This is a genomic window from Paenibacillus sp. FSL H8-0282 (assembly GCF_037963825.1).
In the GTDB taxonomy this organism is placed as follows: Bacteria; Bacillota; Bacilli; order Paenibacillales; family Paenibacillaceae; genus Paenibacillus_AQ; species Paenibacillus_AQ odorifer.
Genome location: NZ_CP150146.1, coordinates 4,297,209 through 4,317,102 on the forward strand (window position 1 = coordinate 4,297,209; position 19,894 = coordinate 4,317,102).

The following is a 19,894-nucleotide window of genomic DNA, read 5'->3' on the forward strand; positions in this document are numbered from 1 at the left end:
AGTCCTATCGAAACTAAAAATCTCATATAGATGCCATCCCCGACTAGTTGTTAAAGTTACACTTGTAAAGATCATACACAGTAGGGGGAATTAAAGAATGATCAAGTTCAAAAAAATGTGGTCGTTGTTAACGGTCACAGCACTTATCACACTCACAGCCTGTGGCAGTGGCGGCGGAAATAATGAAAACGCCAAACAAAACAATACCACATCGTCTGAGACTAGTTTATCTGAAGCAGATGCTGCTTTTGAAAAAGGTAAATACGATCCACCCATCGAGTTCAGTTCGGTATTGATGCCGAAGAAATATGTTCAAGGTGATACCAAAGAAAACAATGTTCACGATCGCTGGATGCTGGAAACACTGGGCATGAAGCATAAAGATACTTGGTATCCTGCCAATGACGATCAATACAGACAAAAGCTTCAGCTTGCCATTGCTTCTGGCGAAAAGCTGCCTGACTTCGTTTCTGTACCAACCAATGCAGTATTGACCAATCAACTGATTGATTCCGGTCAGTTCATTGCTATCGATGAGTTGTTCGACAAATATGCTAATAAAATTCTAAAAGATCATGCTGCAGCACACCCAGAACTTTGGTATCCATTCACAAAAGACGGTAAGAAATACAATATGCCGATCCTTGAATATACTGATAATGACGATACTCTTCTCTGGTTACGTGAAGATTGGATGGAAAAGCTGAACCTTCAGGCTCCAAAAACAATCGCCGATCTTGAGAATATCATGGACAAATTTAAGAACGAAAACCCTGACGGTCTAGCACCTAAAGATGTTTTCCCACTTGCGATTTCTTTGAAAAATAATACAAACACCTGGATGGGCCAACTCGACTGGTTATTCGGTGCTTACGGTACGATTGAGGAACAATGGAATAAAGATGCCGACGGCAATCTAGAATACGGTTCCATTAACCCTGGTGCTAAACAAGCCCTTGCTAAGCTTAGTGAGTGGATGGACAAAGGTTATATTCACACAGACTCTGCACTTTGGGATGAAGGTAAATCTGCTGAAAGCTGGACAAAAGGCGCCGCAGGTATTCTACCAGGGGCAAACTGGGTTCCAGACTGGCCGGCTCCCGATCTTATGAAAAATGTACCTGGAGCGAAGATCAAAGCTTATCCGGTTCCAGCAGGTCCAGACGGACTCATCGGTACCAAATGGCAGAACTCTGGGGTAAACGCTAGTATCATGATTAACAAAGATGCTAAGCACCCTGAAGCAATTTTCTTATACTACAACTACTTGCTTGATAACCTAGCTAATCCAGCAGCTGGTAGTGAATTTGAATACGGCTTTGCTAAAGGCTACGATTGGGACATGATTGATGGAAAGCCTACTAGTGATAAAGAGAAGATTAAAGACTTCTCCAATGAGTTTCCTTTCTTAACTGGACCGGCTCGTATTCCTGATCTGTTCATGAAGACATTGGTTAAACTTGCTGATGGTGAAACCCCTGTAACTCCTTATGAAAAACAAATGGCTGAGTTCCGTAAACCGGAAAACTGGGCCGCTGCAAAAGTTGTTATGTCACAAATAGACATTCGTAGACAGAACTATTTCACTGGCGCTGCGACACCAACGATGGTATCCAAATGGAATCTGCTTCGTCAATCCGAAATGGAAACCTTCAACAAAATCATTTACGGTAAGCTACCTGTAGATGCCTTTGACTCCTTTGTTTCCAACTGGAAAGCAAATGGTGGTGATCAAATCACCAAAGAAGTTAACGAATGGTTCAAGTCTGTATCTACCAAATAGACTAAAGTAAATAAAAACAAGCCAGAGCGTGATCCTTTCGCTCAGGCTTGTTTTTTTATGAATTCCTCATTAACTTTCGCTCGCTAGAATCCCTTTCAAATACCCCGTCAACTCTTTTGCCGCTTGTTCATGAGCTAATGCTCCCGGATGACTTCTTGCCCCTATGGTCTCATCCGTCATATTTGGAAGCTGCAATACAGAAACCTGCTTGTCCCCTGTTTTCTTGCTATAAACATCGACCGCCCGGTAGATCGCTGGCATCATCGGGATACCAAGCATCCCATATGCCCATACGAGATGTGCATGTTGATTATTTTTTCTAAGCTTCATCAGAAATTTCTCAGCGGCATCGACAAAAGCTTGTATATCATCCTCATGATAGGTCCCGTCTTCATTTAAGCGTTGTTTATGGCTCTCCCCTGTTACCTCATCTTTCCATTCTGGCGATTGAAAGGCGCCCCCATCATTTGTTCCTAGATTAACTACCACAACATCTGGCTGCCAGGTTTCAAAAGAATGTTCTTGAAAAGCTCCTAAAGCTTCGTTTTTTGCTCCAGTTAGAAGACCACAAACCTGCTCATAACAATCAGGGATATTACCGTGCGGATTATTATCCCAGCTAGTAAGGACTCCCCAGCCACTTTGAGAAATAACTCTATATTCTGCATTTAAAGCATCTGCTGTCATTCTGGTATAGTTGTTGATGGCGCTAAACCACATTGGAATCCAATCTTCTTCAGCCTTGGCACCTATACTTCCTTCTCCGGATGTGATGCTGTCACCTATGAACTCTATCTTGTGGGGTTTGTCCGCAACCGGCAGGAATTTTCCATCCATCTTCACCGCATGTATCTGCAAAGAGCAGCCAGGATCTCCACTCATTGCCTGCACATCTTTTACAATACGAATATTGTTGACAACACGATCATTCATGCCTCTAAATACACAAATCCAATACCTGCCTGCTACTAACATTTGTCTGCTAACAGGAACGGAATTGATCAGGATGCTAATCCAGGGTTCATAAACATCATAATCTGCTTCTACTTCAAGCCATAGCTCAGAGCTTTTAACATTTAATTCGACCGCACTGCCTGTCCAAAATAACGTTAGTGGAGAAAGTGACCCTGTTGTTCTGCCGTGAATTTTCAGATGTTCGATATCAGCTAATGTATGTACCTTTAAGTTTGTATTCTGCTTCATAAAATCCCTCCTAATTTACCGCTAGAATCCTAATCTATACTTCTACTTCACTACTTCTTCAATACTATCTTATAATCCTTTTCCAAATAGCATATACTCTTCCTCTGGTACAATAGAATTAAATGAGGTCATGAACAAAGGTGGGATTGAAGTTGAAAGTTATACCTAACTGTATTACACTTGGCAGAATTATTTTGGCAATAATGCTGTTATTCTTCGAGCCGCTAAGTTCGGCCTTTCTTGCAATTTATATCCTTTGCGGAGTCACCGATCTGATAGATGGTCCAATTGCCCGAAAATCAGGCACAACAAGTAATCTCGGAGCAAAGCTGGATTCTGCTGCCGACACGATACTAATCGGGATCTGCTTATTTACTTTGTATCCGTATCTGGGTCTTACCCTCGAATTCATCCTATGGATCTTCTTGATCGCGGCCATCCGCATAACATCGACAGGGATTGCCCTCCGCAGATTCAAAACTTACGCAAGTATCCATACCTACGGCAATAAACTCACCGGGCTTCTCTTATTTGTAACTCCTATATGGCTTTCCCATAGTAACCCCACCATTTGGACAACCATTGTCTGTATAGTTGCAACCTTATCCGCCGTGGAAGAATTGATGATTCAAATCACATCCACTCAATTACAGCTGGACAGAAAAGGATGGTTTTACAACCCTCCTAATCAGGAATAATGAAAGACACCGTAGTTCCCACCCCAGGAATACTTTGAATCTTCAAGCCTTGTCCATATAATTGTGTTAATCTCCGATCTGTATTAAGGAGCCCAATTCCTTGATCCTTAAGACTTTTTGGTTGCAATAACTTACTGACTTGAGCTTCATCCATTCCAATCCCCGTATCAGCAATGATAAAATGAACAGCCTCCGCATGTGTCTCGATGTGAATACGCAAGGTTCCACCTTTTGCCCGACTTAAGATCCCATGCCGGACGGCGTTCTCGACCAGTGGCTGAATGGTCAGCGGAGGAATTAGTAGCTGTAGATTCGCGTCTACCTCCCATTCAACCTGCAGCCTCTCCTCAAAACGCTGCTGCTGGATATATACATAATTCTCGACCAGCTCCAGCTCTTGCGACAGTGAAACAAGTTTGCCTGCATTTAAGAAGTCAAAGCTGATCCGCAGATAAGTAGTGAATGCATCTGAAAGATCTTTCATTTTGACAGTGTCAAAATCACTCAAGGACATAATCGAATTTAATGTATTAAAGAGAAAATGTGGATGGATCTGCGCTTGTAAATAAGCAGCCTCCATTCTCAAACGATCATTGACTGCTTGCTTCATAGAAGTGAGCGACGAAGCACGATACTTCAATTCCATGGCATCTACTGGCTTGGTTACATAGTCATTAGCGCCAGCCAAGAAACCTGCATAGACATCCTCCTGCTCACTGCGAGCGGTCAATAGAATAATAGGAAGTTCATACATCGTGAACCGCTCGCGTATCAATCTTGTCAATTCATATCCAGACATGCCCGGCATCATCACATCAGCGATAACCAAATCGAACTGCTCATGATGCAACATATCCAGCGCCTCACGGGCTGAAGTCGTTGTATCAATCCGATAGGCTCCATCTGATAAAATATTTTGCAGAACTTTTAAATTGACCGAATCATCATCAACCGCTAGCACATGTATGATGTCAGCGTCTGTATCGAGCTTCGAGAGTGCCTCTACTTCCTTTGTGTTATAGGTGGCAGCCACCATAGCTGATTTCTCCGCAGTTATCCACGTACTGAATGGTGACAATGGATCCGAATCTTTTTCTGTATGAACATCTGGAATAGATGACTTCAGGCTCCCTTTAGCTACAGGTAATTTGAAGCTGAACTTACTTCCCTGACCCGGCTGCGATTGCAGCAATAATTCACTGCCATGCAGTTCGACCAGCTCCTTACAGATACTAAGCCCCAACCCAATGCCGCCTTGACCGTAAGCCCCTTGTTCATAGCGCATAAAAACACGCTTTTTCAAAGCTTCATCCATACCTACTCCTGTATCCGTAACATGTATCCATACATCCCCACCCACTTGTTCTGCGGCCAGTTCAACACTTCCCTGTTCGGTGTACTTTAGTGCGTTATGAACCAAATTAATCAGAATCTGCACCAATCGCTCCTCATCAGCATAAACACGCGGCAGATTCTCATCTATAGACATTCGAAGCTCCACCTTCGTCCCACCGGTTAAGAAACGTAACATATCCAGTACACCTTCAGCCAATGACCTCACTTGCAGCGCCTTTATATTCATCACAATCCGCTTATCCTGCAATCGCACAACATCAAGCAAGTCATTCAGCATAAGCGACATCCGGCGACTGACCATAATTAGCAATTCCATGTCACGCTGGCTCTCTTCATCCAGCACATGTTTTTTTCTTGTTAACACACTTTGGGCAATATTCATAATCCCATGCAGTGGAGTGCGCAGCTCATGTGACGTATTGGCTAGAAAACGGTCCTTTAATTTATTGGATTCCGCCAATTGAGCGTTCAGTAACACATTTTGATGGGATTGATGAAAATATCTCCTAAACCAATAGGCGGAAAATGCGGCAAGGGCAGCAATTAAATCTACGGGATAAAACATAAATTGTGAGCTACCGGCATAGTAGACAGCCCCCCACAACATATTATTTAGTACTGCTAACACTGAAAACAATAAAAATAGAGCACCTTCAGCTCGTAAGGCTACCATCTTCCAAAAATAATATACCGTCCAACACACTGGAACGTAATACAGGATCATGTAATACCCTTTTCCGATGATATATAACACTGCCTCTTCAGGACCTACAATAATAAATAAAGTAAAAATGAGAACTGACAGGATGTAACTATAAAACGCCTTGCCTTTCCGTCGATTCCCCAATAGTTCTCTTCCCATCAATAAAAGGAATAAACAAAACCCTATATACGAAAGAACCTTTAACCTCAGCATCCAGGCAAAATCAACATGAAGAAACCTGAACAACAGTCCATTATGTTCAACCCCAATGGATACAGCCGCAGCGACCATCATTAGGAAAAAAATAATCAGCTCTGTTTTTCGTACATCCATCAGATAGATAATCAATAAATACAACCCATGTAGAAGAAGCATGACCCCTACGACTAGCTGCAAGCCAATGGAATTCCAGTATATAGTGTCTACCCCATGTTGAATGCCAAACTCCACGGACCGAATTATGCCCCCTTTTAGTGGAGACTCATAGTTTGACGTCCGAACAAACAGATCCAGATGCTTCTGATCTGTAGGTGTATAACTGATTAAGAATGCTTTCGTCACATAAACATGCTCTTCCTTCTCGTCAGATAACACTCCAAACCGTGAGAGAATTGTTCCATTAATCTCCACTTCAGAAGAAGTATAGATGGATTGGAACCAAAAGCTAAGTGGCTCAGACAAGGGACGATCTAGCAGAATCCGCAAATGATAAGTTCCGTATCCATACGCCTTCTTTTGCTCAGCAGAATTGAATACAGAATTCCAGTTACCCGGCACCTGAAGCATCTGGCCTTTTAAAACACCATCCACATTGGCGGCATTCACCCATTGTTCAGGATAAAACTCCCATTCTCCATCCAATGGAAAGGAGCTTAGTGATTCAAGGTCTACTCCCCGCAAATCGAGCACACCTTGCTCCACTACAGGAGGATTGGACAGAGTAAAATGATTGTACCAGCTCCAGCGTATTGCAATCAGCAGGCAGATGAATACTACTATGTACAACATATGACTTAACTTAATTTTATTCTCCGAAGTTCTCATAGACTCCTCATTCGTCAATAGTATTTAATAGTGCTATATCCCTATCTCCAACTTTGAGCAATACAGTATGATTATACTATATTAAGAGGCCTATAGACGTATGTAATCCTATGTTCAGAGGAAAAAAACCAACCATCCCAAAGAGCAGATGGTCGATTCCTTTATTGTGATTTATTGATTAAAGCAGATCGCATCGCCGCGAACTTACTAGGCATTACTCCCACATTTGTTTTGAACGTCCGACTGAACAGATGAATACTAGAAAACCCCACATCTTCGGCAATCTCCGTTAGATTTTGCTTTCCCTGAATGATTCTCAATTTAGCCTGCTCGATACGAACATGCTTCAAATAATTATGAATGGTCACCCCAAGCTGAGTCTTGAACACATACGACAAATGATTGGCAGTCACCCCAACATGCCTACTGATAGATTCATTACTTAACTGCGGATCTTGATAACACTGGTGCATGTGATGAATGGCGCCTTCAATTAAAGGCCATCCTTTGGTTCTCTTCCCTTCCGTTCCTTTGGACAGGTTCTGATTTCTAAAGAACAGAAACAACAATTCCAAACAGATAGACTTGTTGATTAATACCCCGCCGTACGTTGGATCTAGCAGCTCTTTTTGCAGTTGCATGAATCTTCTCTTCAATTCGATTCGATCTGGGAGCTGCAGATGAGATAGCGGATAAATATCAGCAAGCTGCATTTCACTTGGCATGATATCCTGGATCCCGGGCCTAAGTCCATCCGCTTGATCCGATGAGCTTTTATCCTCGTTATCGTACAAATCAAAATGAAAGATATACTGCACTAAGGGTAAAGCCGAGGTGGACCTAATTATATGGGGCAAGCATGGATGCATGAGCAGCACATCCCCTTCTCGAACCAGGAACTTCACCCCATTCAAGAAAAACTCCGCCTCTCCCTGATCTATATAGGTATACACGTGATCTTGATCCAACCATTCACCTGCTAGTAAGGAGGATTCCATGACTTTGGCTACTCGAACATAAGGGGAAATGCTGTTCATCCACGACTCATTCACCTCGAATCTTCTCCTTCTTCTGACATTTTATTGATCTTATTTTATATCCTAACCGGAATCTTTAAGTGATCTTCTACATAATCTCGGCAGATTTCCATGGTATTGTACGGGCTATTTAGCGATTCGTCCACTTCGAGTGTCATCCAACCGGAATAATCAATTTCATTCAGCGCTTCAATAGTTGCGTGTAGATCAACAGATCCTTTGCCTAACTCACAAAAATGAGGAAGCTGTGTATCAAGTGTAGCGGCAGACCTGTCTGTCAGGTCCTTCAAATGAACATAAGCTACCCTGTCCTGATACGTTCGGATGATAGATGCCGGGTCCATCCCCGCTCCGAGCAGATGTGCTGAATCCGGGGCAAGATATACCACCCGCGGATCTGTCAGGCTCATCACAATCTCAATTTCTTTCTCGTCTTGCAATTCCGTCCACAAATGCGGATGAACACATGTCTTTACCCCTAAGGCATAGGTTCTTTTCGCCACTTCGTTCATCGTGGCTGCGGCAACCTTCAATTCTTCCAGCGATGAGGGTTGATCCCGGGTGCCACCTGGCCCTAGGACAAGGATGTCTGCTCCACACTTCGCTATGATTTTAGCAAGTCGCACATTGTAGTCAATGATACTCGAAGTGTTCGCGGCATTGCCGAATTTTTGCTGCTGTCCCCCAGCCGTACCTCCATACAACGCAGTCATCTCCAGCCCGTACCCAGCCATGAGCTCTTGTAATTGTTCTGGACTTTCTTCATATTGAAGTGCAAAAGACGCCCACGGCTCAATCCCCGTGAAACCCAGTCTGGAGACTTCCTCCAACGCTTTGAAATGCGCTTGCCCCCAAGTGATGGTGTGTGCAGCGATTCTACCCTTGAACAGACTCATCCTTAACGCTCCTTCCAATGTTGGATTCGATGGGGTTAGATTTCCAGTGATGAGAATACTTTATCGAAGCCTGTTTTGGAACGAGAAAATAGTTCAGATGAACTTTGTGATGAAGCTGGCGCTAGCACTTCTTGAGCGATAACGCCCTTGTATCCGATCTTTTTCAAGCTTCCCAAGAATCCGGTAAGATCAATGGATCCTTCCCCTGGATACAATCGATCGGAATCTAGCAATTCCTCTATCGGCAGAGGTTTAGCATCATTAATATGGACATACGCAATTTGATGCGGTTGTAATTTCAGCAGGTCCTCACTCGTTAATCCATTCGTATGCCAATGATAGGAATCCAGTAATAAACCGATATTTCTCACTTGAATTGTATCCATCCAGTCCAACGTATCTTGCATCGTCCAGATTAGCGGATTTGCCCATTGTGTACGTAAGTGATGAGGACCAACGAACTCTAAGGCTAACGAAATACCATAGGCGCCTAATATTTCTGCACATAGTCTTAAACGTCTAGTGGCTGCAATCATGAACGATGCGACCGGAAGATCTGTCGAAGGCAAAATATAGGTACAGCATGTGGTGCAATTTAATGCAGCAGCGGCCTCAGCCATCAGCGTAAGCGATTTCAGACTTTCCCTAAAGCTTTCCTCTGTCGTGCGCCAATCTACCTCTAAACCAAATGATCCTAGCATGATGCCATGACTTTCCAGTAATTGGATGGCCCCATCCTTGCCATACTGCTGTACCAACTCTAATGGATTGACGTCTATGGCCTGAAACCCGAATTGGCTCGCAAGTCTGATATATTCTTCATTAGAAGCAATTTCTCCCAAACCCGCTGTTGTTAATCCTCTTATCATCGTCGTTCTCCCCCTTTATGACCAATCAAACAGTACGCCATTATACTGATCTTTGTTGGTTCTTAATCCCTCATAGGCTTCGCTAGCTTGCTCCGGCTTGATGACATGGCTAATCAAAGGTTCGATGTGCAGCTTCTGTTGTTGCATAAGCTCGAAGACAATGCCAGAATTACGCACCAAGGAATGTTTCACAAACGAATTAGGCTCTGTTGGATAACGCCATTCGTGAGCACCTTTAAATGTAATGCATCCCCGGTTATACAGATGACAGTAATTAAGCACATCCGTAATATCTGTATTGTATTCTCCACGCGGGCTACCCAAAAAGATGATTTCTCCCTGTGAGCCGATGTATTGAAGACTATCAACCCCAACTTTGGAAACACCGGTTGCCTCAATATGACTGGAAACACCCTTGCCCTTAGTTAACGTCATAATCTGCTCTTTTACCAATCCTTCGCCACTGTCCAGTGTGTAATCCACACCGCATTGACGCGCGGTCCGCAGCCGTTCTTTGGACAAATCCATACCAATTACCGTAGCCCCCTGCAAACGCGCCAATTGAGCTGCAAGATTGCCTACCAATCCAAGACCTGTCACACTCACTTTGTCTCCAAGTTCGATATCCGACACACGTATCGATGTAAAAGCTACCGTAGCCATCCGGGTAAACGGTACCCATTTCAAGTCTAGCGCATCCGGCACTCGAATGAAAACATCCCTAGCTTCAACCACTTGATATTCGCAATGAGTTCCGTAATGAAAAACCACATCGCCCGCTTGAAATTCCTGAACACCTTTACCACATTCTACGATACGACTGACGCTTGCATAACCTGGACACAGCGGGAGTTTTGCCCAATCCTCTTTGCCAGATAACATTGCCATCTCCGTTCCCGGACTAATCAGCGAATAAATCAATTTTACGAGTACCTCATGGTCACCTAAAGCCTTAAGTACAAGTTCCTCTTCAACCGTTTCCACATGGTGTGGGCTCATAAACATTATCTTTCTATTTTTCATCCTCATTACCTCCCATGATCCTCAAACTTTCTATTTAAATGTATGCGTTTTTAGACATCATGTCTTTGACTGCAAAAATGTTTTTTTGTCTAAAAGTAAGATGGGAGGTAGAGTTTAAGTGAGGAGACGACATGTCATTCCTTTCATTTTCGTTCAAAGATCCTTATACTTGCTTGGAGAAGCATTTCAAGGGAGAATGAAAAATATGGACATAAAAAAATTACAATACTTTATCGCAGTAGCAGAGGAACTGCATTTTAACCGTGCAGCTGAGAAGCTAAATATGACGCAGCCTCCCTTAAGCCAGCAAATTCAAGCTCTGGAGAATGAGATTGGTGTGAAACTATTAGAACGGAATAAAAGACAAGTTCGTCTCACGTCAGCGGGGGCGGTATTTCTAGAGGAGGCTAAATCCATTTTATCTCAACTGGAACGCTCTATTAAAACAACACAATTAGTCGATCAAGGAATTATCGGACATTTGAACATTGGATTTATAGATTCTGCAGCTGGTGGAGTATTGGTTGATATGTTAAAAATGTTTCGGGAACGTTATCCACAAGTACAACTCACATTACATGAGATGACGTCTGCTCAGCAGTGGCAGGCTTTACATGAAGGAACGATTCACATTGGATTTGTACGTTATACAGAGTCGGGCAAACATATCGACCATCGTCCCTTAGTCAATGAATCGCTTATTGCCGTTTTGCCAGAGCAGCATCACCTAGCTCATTTACCGGTGTTATCCATTCGCTCTTTAGCTTTAGAACCATTTATATCGTTCCCACGTCATTTAGGAGCTCCTTTTCATGACCTCATTATGAGCTTCTGCGCCCAACACGACATGTATCCGAATGTTGTACAGGAAGCCATTCAGATGTACACCATTGTAAACTTGGTAGCTGCTAATCTTGGAGTTTCCATTGTGCCCTCATCAGTTGCTATTTTTCAGCGTGAAGGTGTCGCATTTCGTCCCTTTGAAGAAAGCACACCATCGATTCCCCTTTATGCCGCTTGGAGAACCGATTGCGATCGTGCCTCCTTATCCGCGTTACTAGAGATCATAGGACAAATGAGTTCAGAAGCTATTAATCTTGAATAATATAATATTCAGCCCGTTTTTCTAGGATCACGTTCAACGAGTCCTTCTAGCACCCTATCGATTTCCAACATCACTTCCCTATCCAGACGAACTCCCGCAGCTTTGGCATTTTCTATAACCTGCTCAGGCTTGGATGCCCCAATAATTGCAGATGAGACTTGTGTATTTTGCAACACCCATGCTATAGCCAACTGCGGAAGCGTCAACCCAACTTCACTGGCGATGGAAGAGAGATTCGAGACCGCCGCAAGCACCTCAGTCCGAAGCCACTGACCCGCCAATTTATTCATAAATGGTGAGCCCGCAGCGGTTGAAGCACGAGAACCCTCTGGCAATGGTTGCCCTGGCATATATTTACCTGAAAGAATCCCTTGAGCAAGCGGTGACCAGACCACCTGTCCAATCCCTTCCCGCTCACAAGCTTGAACTATCTCCGTCTCCATCACACGCCATAACATCGAATATTGAGGTTGACTAGCCACCAATGGCACCTTCAATTCCCTCGCCAAAATAACACCTTCTGCTATCTGATCCGCCGTCCACTCACTTATCCCGACATAGAGAACCTTACCTTGACGCACCAGATCCGAAAAAGCCAAAAAGGTCTCTTCAAGGGATACTGTTGCGTCAAAGCGATGCGCATAATAGATATCAATATAATCGGTCTGTAATCTGTTCAGTGAAGCATGGCACGCCTCCATAATATGCTTGCGGGACAGACCTCTTGCGTTACGTCCCGTCCCTGTGGGATGGCACACCTTGGTACACAATTCGATATCAGCTCTGTGCACTCCTTTTAATGCTTGGCCCAGCACCATCTCAGCTTTCGTATCGGAATATACATCTGCAGTATCAAATGTTGTGATCCCTACATCCAATGCAGCGTGAACACAAGCATGGGCAGTATCATTGTCCACTTGAGCACCATGTGTAATCCAATTACCATAAGCAATTTCACTTAGATGTAAGCCACTCGTTCCTAATTTGCGATAGTTCATTTTATACCCTCCTTTAGATAACAATCTGATTGTAACAAAGAGCTATTAATACGAGAAATACTCTTTAATATGCGGTTTAATTCAAAAAAAATATTACTGAGATCCTTAAAGATAATAAAAAACGCCCTTTAGGCGTTTTTTTCGGTACATATTCTGTTTCGAAACTCTAACTTCGCCTATACTCCGGTGAGTATTAACCTCCAAGCCTTGTTACCGCACCACAACTAACAGTACAATAATTCCGAGCCAAAACAGCCAGCTTACTGGGTGACCGAAATTTAATCCCCAGCCGACTCCGAGCCTTTTCTTGACGATTAGGTTTGGATCTTTGCGATTGAAATAAATCATACCTAATCGCCATTTATCATCGTCATGGACAGGTCTGACATTGGAGCTATCGGCAGATCGCTCCAAGCGGCTTTCGCCCTGACCAGCCCAGAACGTTAAGGCCAAGGCGTATAGGATGACAAGGGCTATTATGATTAGGATAATAGGGATAGCGAAACTCATGTTAAGCAGAGATATCATGTTTAGTTGCACGACGGAAAACAGGATAACTATTAAGAAGCTTGCTGTAAGCATAAAATATGACCAAGTACGGCGGTAAGCTGCGTCTTGTCTGATGGAACGGTTAGGATCATTGGGTTGAACCTGCTGCTTTACTCTGCGAATACTCCAATTCTCAAATATGAACAAAAGTGTTATGAACACTTGCATGATCGTAGGCATAAACACAGAACTAAAAGATTTAGCTGCATAGCGGTCTACGTTCCAACTGCTGTTGTAATGGATCGGAATCTGATCAGGAATCAGATCGTAGTTGCGCAGCACAGTTACAATACTAACAACAGTAATTAAAACATGAATGAGGAACCAATTATTAGACAAGCCAATGTTTCTTTTCCGAAATCCAGTGTCCACTGCCATGATCGATGGTTCCAGAGCAATAGGCAGCATAGGTAGTAAACTTTTCATTTTGAAATGATAGCTAATGTTTATGACTAGGGAGATTCCGACCATGGCGAGTGAATAAGTGACAATGATCCAACTTTGTTGCTTGGAATGTTCATCACCGTATATTAGACAGAGGATACAAACAATGAATAGGATGGTATGCAAGGTAGCACTAATCCTAGCATATGACTTCCGCATCTGGCGCAGAGGCTCACTATGGAATTGTACAGGGCTGACGGTGACCCCAAAACTAATCGTCTCTCTTGTTAAATAAGGCATGCTTACCATGAGTACAATGGCAGGTACAAATACAAAGATCATTACTATAACAGGCATTATCGTCATATCATTCGCCTCCTCTTATACATAAGTGTGTATTTAAAAACTCTATAACCCTTATAGCATAGGCGATTCAGCACTATGCCTTTTTGCGTATGATGATCCTATTAACTTAGGATAGGTGATCGACATGAACATAAATTTTATTATAATCGATTTTAGTGACTGTAGGGGTGAAATTAACAATTTATCCAGTTTTTTTGCTGCGCAAAGCTACTCATCTGACAACTCAATTATGGCAATTACATCTGTTTGAAATTCTGTGTTGGTAAAGGACTCGCCTCTTATCTGCAATGGTGCGGATTACTGCGTCAGAGTATAAATAAGTCCGTCCATGCTTAATATAGTACTTGCTCAGGTTTGTTCCATTAACTCATGTATGGTCATATGCAGCACTTCTTTAGCATTTGCAAGAATGTACTCCGCTACTTTTTTCTCTGATTCTGGCAATTCATTTAAGTCTAGCTCAATTTGCGAAATCATACTTCCCCGCAATTATACCCGCTCCAACAAATGCAGGAATCATCAGTATGAAAATATTTCCGATTTTTCGCAAAAAGTTCTTGAACGGTTTATCATTCTTCTTTTTAAGCTGCGCCTTCATTTGTGCGCTTTGTGCTTGTAATTGCTCAGCCGAAGTCGCTATTTTCCTAATACTCATTTGACTATATTGAGCAATCTAAATTTTGTATCACTTCTATGATTCCACACGTTCCATTATTGACGAAATTTTTTTTCAACATTAAACTATAAGTTAAGAAATTAAATTTCAAAAAAACCGTTTTTTTCATTTATTAAATTTATCCCAACATTACGGCGCAGGAGGAAATGAAAGATGACGACGACACCAAACATCATCGTAATGAACCATCCAACTAGAGAGCAGCTTGAAAAGATTTACGATATTTTAGATGAATGCTTTTCCGTAGGCCGAGCTTATTTCCAAGAAAGATTAGACCTAGACACCACATATGATCCAGATACAACATGGTTTGCGATGGTTGACGATAAGATTGCATCTAATGTACAAATTTTTCCGTTTCATATTAGAGTCGGTCAAGCGATCTTGAAAACGGGTGCAATGGGGAGTGTCGGTACAGATCTAAATTACCGCGGGCTGGGGCTTGCACACAAAATTCTTCATGCGCAGACCAACTATATGAAAGAAACCGATTATGATATAAGCTTGCTTTTGGCTAGTAAGCATGCGTTTTATGAAAAAGCTGGCTGGAGACTTATTCCCGAGACTGCTTTCGCAATTGAAAAACCAGCAAGTTTGGAGCAGCAGCAAAGCAGTGATGAAATCATTCCTTTTGAAGCCTGTTATCTCGATGATATCCGTTTCATCTATGAACAATTTAATAAGAATCGTACCTACACCGTGATCCGAAGTAAAACGTATTGGAATGATTTATTGACCTGGCCGGAATGGAAGAAAGTTGACTGCTTGCTCCTTCGCAGAAATGGGAAAATCGTCGCTTATGGCATCATTGAAAAGAAAGATACTGAACAAGTATTTATTAATGAATTATTGTATTTGAACGAAGCCGAAAACGGTGTTGAAGCTTTGTTTCATGCCTTATGTCAGCTGCGCCAAAATGCAAAGCAAATATTAGCGATGCTCCCAGAGGACCATAAGCTATATTCCTATTACCAACAGCATCATGCAAATTCAATTCAAATCAATATGGCGATGTGGAAAATGATCAATCTCAGTTCAACTTTCCATAAGCTTCAGCCTGAATTAGAAGATCGCCTAAACCGTAGCAACATAATTGCAGGCCAGGAGCTGCATATTGCACTTCGCAGCAATGAGGACTGTATCTACTTGGATTATAAGCAAAAGCAGCTTTCTGTTTCGGATGCTAGTAATCATACCAATCCCTATACTTCAATAGAAGTAGATGAACGCGAGCTAATGACTTATATCATGTTCGGCTATAATGAAGCAGGCGCAGCAAAGGACAGTACGGAGGACGCTAACATCCTTCAAGCTCTATTTCCGAAACAACAAGCCGTGTTTTATTTGACCGATAAATTTTAAGCCATTTTTGATTCCTACCATTTTAAAATAAGGGTGTGTCGCAAGTCCAACTGCTCGGACTTATGACACACCCTTATTTTTCCATAGCAACAAAAACTAGTCGTTGTTCATTTTTGATCTTCCTAACAGGACAGCACCGTAGGCTGCATCCTTAATCGGCAAAATCAGCTTTGTTTGCGGGTAGCTCTGTGCGAGCTTTCGCTCCAAGGCTTCTTTCACAAAGCGAGACTTTTGCAGCACACTTCCTGCAATCGCAATCGGACTTTCATATAGCTTAAGCCGTTCAATAACAGGCACAACAAGCTCATATAGATTGGCTGCACATTTCTCCGCTAACGCTAGTGCATGTGCATCGCCCTTCTCGCATGCGGTCGTCATAATCGGTGCGAGCTGCGCAATATCTTTTTTCGTCGTATTTTTATCATAAACAAAGCCAATAATCTCTTTCACAGTACTTAAGCCAAGCCGCTCATATACCATCACTGGGATGACCGTATCGGTTATTCTTCCGTCCTCCACTTGAACTAATACAGATAATAGATCGCGCCCAATGCTATAACCGCTTCCCTCGTCATCAATCAGATGACCAAAGCCTCCTGTGCGATGCTGCTCTCCTTTTTCATTGACCCCGAAGCAAATCGATCCTGTACCGGCAATGAGAATGATGCCTTGCATCGCATTTTGTGCCCCGTATAATGCAGTTTCTTGATCGCCTGTAATCGTTAATGGCCCGATATAACCGTTATTTCTCACATGCTGCTCCAAAAAATTGATGACCAGCGGATTACTTATTCCTGCCGCACCTATACATATATGAGCAACTTCTTGTAAATTACCGCAGTAGAGCTTCGTTTGACTAAAAATTTCCTCAAAGGAGGCGGCAATAGCATCAGCATCACCACCGTTATAATTAATAGGCCCTACAGTAAAGGTGAATAAAGAGTCTTCCTGGTCATGCGTAATGGTGACAGCTGTTTTCGTGCCACCCCCATCAATTCCAACGATAAATGCCATACCTATGTCCCCTTGTTGTACTTTTTATCTACATCTGTATCGTAATATTGGCGGTGGGTACAACCTCACCATTTAGGATTGGAAGGAGTGATTTGAATGCATCAAGTGTATACTCAAATGCCGCAATTCCGCAGAACTCGCCTTCGATTAACGGTAAATCATACGGGCGACCTAATGTAATGGCCGTTACTTTGCAGCCTGCTGCCAGCAGCTTCTGAACAAGCGCAAGCTGACCTTTGTTTTCACGCGCATTGAACAAGCCGATAACAATATGCTTGTAGCCTTGTACCTTTGGCAGCGCAGCGTTGATTTGCTCCTCGCTCGGGTCAATGTCGATAATCTCATAAGCTGTATTAAAATGCTCCCCCATATATTGCGGAAAGCTAAGAGCTTGATTCAAGCTGCTGGACGCAAGATCGGTGCGGTATGAATAGGAACCCATAAATAACACTTGCTCGTCACCGGTATGAATGGGCTGGAGCTCACCTTTCATGAGGCAGATCGTTTCCGTACGCATTAGCTCATTTGCTCGGCGATGTACATCGCAGCCAACTAGTTCATAATCTAGCTCCTCAATCGTCGCATATTGTGCTTTATAAGCTAAAATTTTTGTAACAGCTGCATCAATCAGCGCTTCATCCAAATCACCGGTGGCTACAGCTTCTTCGATCAAATGAATCGCTTCCTTCACTGTCTCAGGAGTATGACTAATGAATACCAAATCAATACCTGCTTTAACAGCTCCTAACGCTCCTTTTGCCGTACCATAGTATCGTTTGATCGCGTCCATTTCTAAACAATCTGATACAACTAACCCTTTATATCCTAATTTTCCTTTTAATATCTCTGTAATAATGGTATGAGACATAGTTCCGGGCACACCGGATTTTTCAATTTTCGGAAATAAAATATGTGCACTCATAATCGCTTGAGCGCCTTGCTCAATTGCGGCCTTAAACGGCAGCAGCTCAAGCTGCTCTAATTCCTCAAGTGTTTTTTCAATGGTAGGCAAGCCAATATGTGAATCGACATTTGTATCACCATGACCTGGAAAATGCTTAAGTGAGGACATGACGCCTCCATCGAGCAATCCCTTCATCATTTGAATTCCATACTGGGATACTGTTGCAACAGAATCACCATATGAACGAACATTTATGACTGGATTCAATGCATTATTGTTAACGTCCATAACTGGAGCTAGATTAAAATTAATACCTAATGCTTTCAATTCTCTGGCAGTCATTCTGCCTGCTGCATACGCATTTTCAGGTCGTCCTGAAGAAGCAATTGCCATGGCTCCAGCAACATTGGTCGCGTCTTTAGGCATACGAGTGACTCGACCGCCTTCTTGGTCGATCGTAATAAAGCCCGGGATACCAGTATGTGTCGTGTACCATTGCTGCAGCTCAGTAACAAGCTCGCCTAATTGATATTTATTGTCGATATTATGTGAGAATAAAATAATATTGCCGACTTTATAATGCTCAATAACTTCCTTCAGCTCAGGAGTGATCTCGGTTGAAGGGAAGCCTGTTACGAACATTTGTCCAATCTTTTCGCGCAAGCTCATATGTTCTATTGTTCTCATCAATTATTCACCTTCCTCTAGCGATATAAATGATACTGCTGTGTTATTTCTGCAAATTGCTTGCTTTCCGCTGCAAACTGTTCAAGCAGCTGCTTGGCTTGAATATTGTCCGTACGATACATGTTGTCTCCCCCCAGCAAATCGATAAATGGACGAGAGCCCTCCTTCACAGGAGGCAGGATTGAAAATTGCTCGTACAAATCTCTTATCGTAAATAATAAGGTTACCCCAACTTCTAAAGGCCTCAGCACTTGGAGATCTGTAATGTAAATTTGTACCCCGCCGCATAGCTCGCCACAATGTTTAGATGACGTTGGCTTGAAATGAACTGGACGAAAAAGCACACCCGGGATACCTTTTGCATTCATCTCATCTGCCAATTGCTGCGCTTGAATGAACGGAGCACCAATCATTTCAAAAGGGAACGTTGTTCCACGTCCTTCGGAGCAGTTTGTGCCTTCAAATAAACATGTTCCTGTATATAATAACGCCGTTTCATATCGTGGTATTCCAAGTGAAGGATGAACCCAAGTTAATCCTGTATCCGGGAAGGACATGCTCCGTTCCCAGCCTTCCAAACGAACGACATGCAGCGATGCATTCCAATTCATTTGATCATTTGCCATCGTTGCTACCTCACCTGCTGTTAAGCCGTATCGCACGGCTAGCTCGTAATTTCCAACAAATGATTTGAAGCCGGGCTTCAAGACATTCCCTTCTACCGTTACCCCGTTAAGCGGATTAACACGATCAAGAACAACAAATTCTACACCTGCATTTGCACAATCTTCAAGTGCATACAGCATCGTATAAATAAATGTGTAATAGCGTACACCAACATCTTGAATATCGTATACAATGATGTCTACTTCATTCAGCATTTCTTTTGTTAAACGCTTGGAGTCTTTACGGTACAAGCTATAGACTGGAACATTCGTAAAAGGATCCATGTAAGTGTCTACTACTGCCCCTGCATCCAAATCTCCGCGAACGCCATGCTCAGGTGAAAACATCGCAGCAAGATTAAAATTTTCATGTAATATAGTAATCGTTGATGCAAAATCCTTCGTAAGACCTGTCGGCGCTGTAATCAATCCTACGCGCTTACCTTCGAACAAATAACGATAATTCGTTATAGAATCAATCCCATTTAACACCATATGAAGCTGCCTCCTAGCTGCTTTTTCGCATAAATGGATAGAACAAGGGAATGTTTCCTGCTATACATAGAAACACT

16 protein-coding genes and 1 pseudogene are annotated in these 19,894 nt (G+C 42.7%); 4 read left to right on the forward strand and 13 right to left on the reverse strand.

The genetic code is table 11. From position 1 onward, the window contains the following. The first annotated feature begins 97 nt into the window (after window positions 1–97). Complete coding sequence (locus tag NST94_RS18575) at window positions 98–1,783, forward strand: ABC transporter substrate-binding protein (protein ID WP_076127158.1); 1,686 nt, start codon at window positions 98–100, stop codon at window positions 1,781–1,783. A 69-nt stretch (window positions 1,784–1,852) separates the two neighbouring features. Here the strand turns inward: NST94_RS18575 and NST94_RS18580 are convergent, their stop codons facing one another. Beyond that, a complete protein-coding gene (locus tag NST94_RS18580; protein WP_076182776.1) occupies window positions 1,853–2,986 on the reverse strand; it encodes an SGNH/GDSL hydrolase family protein in 1,134 nt (377 codons plus the stop codon). Between the two features lie 152 nt (window positions 2,987–3,138). On the opposite strand from NST94_RS18580, the gene NST94_RS18585 reads away from it, so the two are divergent. Next, window positions 3,139–3,684, forward strand: a complete 546-nt coding sequence (locus NST94_RS18585) for a CDP-alcohol phosphatidyltransferase family protein (RefSeq protein ID WP_076223154.1) — start codon at window positions 3,139–3,141, stop codon at window positions 3,682–3,684. Here NST94_RS18585 and NST94_RS18590 read toward each other — a convergent pair. From NST94_RS18590 to NST94_RS18610, 5 genes are all read right to left on the reverse strand, one after another. Continuing rightward, window positions 3,671–6,787 (reverse strand): ATP-binding protein, encoded by a 3,117-nt coding sequence (locus NST94_RS18590; RefSeq protein WP_248548602.1) that lies wholly within the window; start codon window positions 6,785–6,787, stop codon window positions 3,671–3,673. The two genes, NST94_RS18585 and NST94_RS18590, sit on opposite strands and share 14 nt — an antisense overlap. Before the next feature lie 161 nt (window positions 6,788–6,948). Next, complete coding sequence (locus NST94_RS18595; protein WP_248548601.1) at window positions 6,949–7,839, reverse strand: AraC family transcriptional regulator; 891 nt, start codon at window positions 7,837–7,839, stop codon at window positions 6,949–6,951. 41 nt (window positions 7,840–7,880) lie between these two features. Then, entirely contained in the window at window positions 7,881–8,720 is an 840-nt protein-coding gene (locus NST94_RS18600; protein WP_076304571.1) for a sugar phosphate isomerase/epimerase, read from the reverse strand. A gap of 35 nt (window positions 8,721–8,755) precedes the next feature. Next, a complete protein-coding gene (locus NST94_RS18605) occupies window positions 8,756–9,589 on the reverse strand; it encodes a sugar phosphate isomerase/epimerase family protein (RefSeq protein ID WP_076301669.1) in 834 nt (277 codons plus the stop codon). Between the two features lie 15 nt (window positions 9,590–9,604). Beyond that, a complete protein-coding gene (locus NST94_RS18610; protein ID WP_076127168.1) occupies window positions 9,605–10,612 on the reverse strand; it encodes a zinc-binding alcohol dehydrogenase in 1,008 nt (335 codons plus the stop codon). A 205-nt stretch (window positions 10,613–10,817) separates the two neighbouring features. Here NST94_RS18610 and NST94_RS18615 point away from each other — a divergent pair, with 205 nt between their 5' ends. Beyond that, complete coding sequence (locus tag NST94_RS18615; RefSeq protein ID WP_339281146.1) at window positions 10,818–11,717, forward strand: LysR family transcriptional regulator; 900 nt, start codon at window positions 10,818–10,820, stop codon at window positions 11,715–11,717. Between the two features lie 8 nt (window positions 11,718–11,725). Here NST94_RS18615 and NST94_RS18620 read toward each other — a convergent pair whose 3' ends face one another. The 4 genes and pseudogenes from NST94_RS18620 to NST94_RS18635 form a co-directional block, all read right to left on the reverse strand. After that, on the reverse strand, window positions 11,726–12,715 hold the full coding sequence (locus tag NST94_RS18620) for an aldo/keto reductase family protein (protein WP_339281147.1): 990 nt from the start codon (window positions 12,713–12,715) through the stop codon (window positions 11,726–11,728). Window positions 12,716–12,925: 210 nt separating this feature from the next. Next, on the reverse strand, window positions 12,926–14,014 hold the full coding sequence (locus NST94_RS18625; protein WP_339281148.1) for a DUF1648 domain-containing protein: 1,089 nt from the start codon (window positions 14,012–14,014) through the stop codon (window positions 12,926–12,928). Between the two features lie 348 nt (window positions 14,015–14,362). Continuing rightward, complete coding sequence (locus NST94_RS18630; protein ID WP_339281149.1) at window positions 14,363–14,491, reverse strand: hypothetical protein; 129 nt, start codon at window positions 14,489–14,491, stop codon at window positions 14,363–14,365. Beyond that, window positions 14,481–14,615 (reverse strand): annotated as a pseudogene (locus NST94_RS18635) (PTS sugar transporter subunit IIC); the annotation flags it as partial. The gene NST94_RS18630 and the pseudogene NST94_RS18635, both read right to left, overlap by 11 nt. Before the next feature lie 228 nt (window positions 14,616–14,843). Here NST94_RS18635 and NST94_RS18640 point away from each other — a divergent pair. Further along, window positions 14,844–16,052, forward strand: a complete 1,209-nt coding sequence (locus tag NST94_RS18640) for a GNAT family N-acetyltransferase (RefSeq protein ID WP_339281150.1) — start codon at window positions 14,844–14,846, stop codon at window positions 16,050–16,052. A gap of 96 nt (window positions 16,053–16,148) precedes the next feature. Here the strand turns inward: NST94_RS18640 and NST94_RS18645 are convergent, their stop codons facing one another. Genes NST94_RS18645 through NST94_RS18655 form a run of 3 tightly spaced genes read right to left on the reverse strand, consistent with a single transcriptional unit; the run spans window position 16,149 to window position 19,817 of the window. Next, on the reverse strand, window positions 16,149–17,066 hold the full coding sequence (locus NST94_RS18645) for a BadF/BadG/BcrA/BcrD ATPase family protein (RefSeq protein ID WP_339281151.1): 918 nt from the start codon (window positions 17,064–17,066) through the stop codon (window positions 16,149–16,151). A gap of 28 nt (window positions 17,067–17,094) precedes the next feature. After that, on the reverse strand, window positions 17,095–18,657 hold the full coding sequence (locus NST94_RS18650; protein WP_076182817.1) for a glycoside hydrolase family 3 protein: 1,563 nt from the start codon (window positions 18,655–18,657) through the stop codon (window positions 17,095–17,097). A gap of 17 nt (window positions 18,658–18,674) precedes the next feature. Beyond that, window positions 18,675–19,817, reverse strand: coding sequence for a DUF1343 domain-containing protein (locus NST94_RS18655; protein WP_339281152.1), 1,143 nt, complete (start codon window positions 19,815–19,817; stop codon window positions 18,675–18,677). Window positions 19,818–19,894 lie beyond the last annotated feature (77 nt).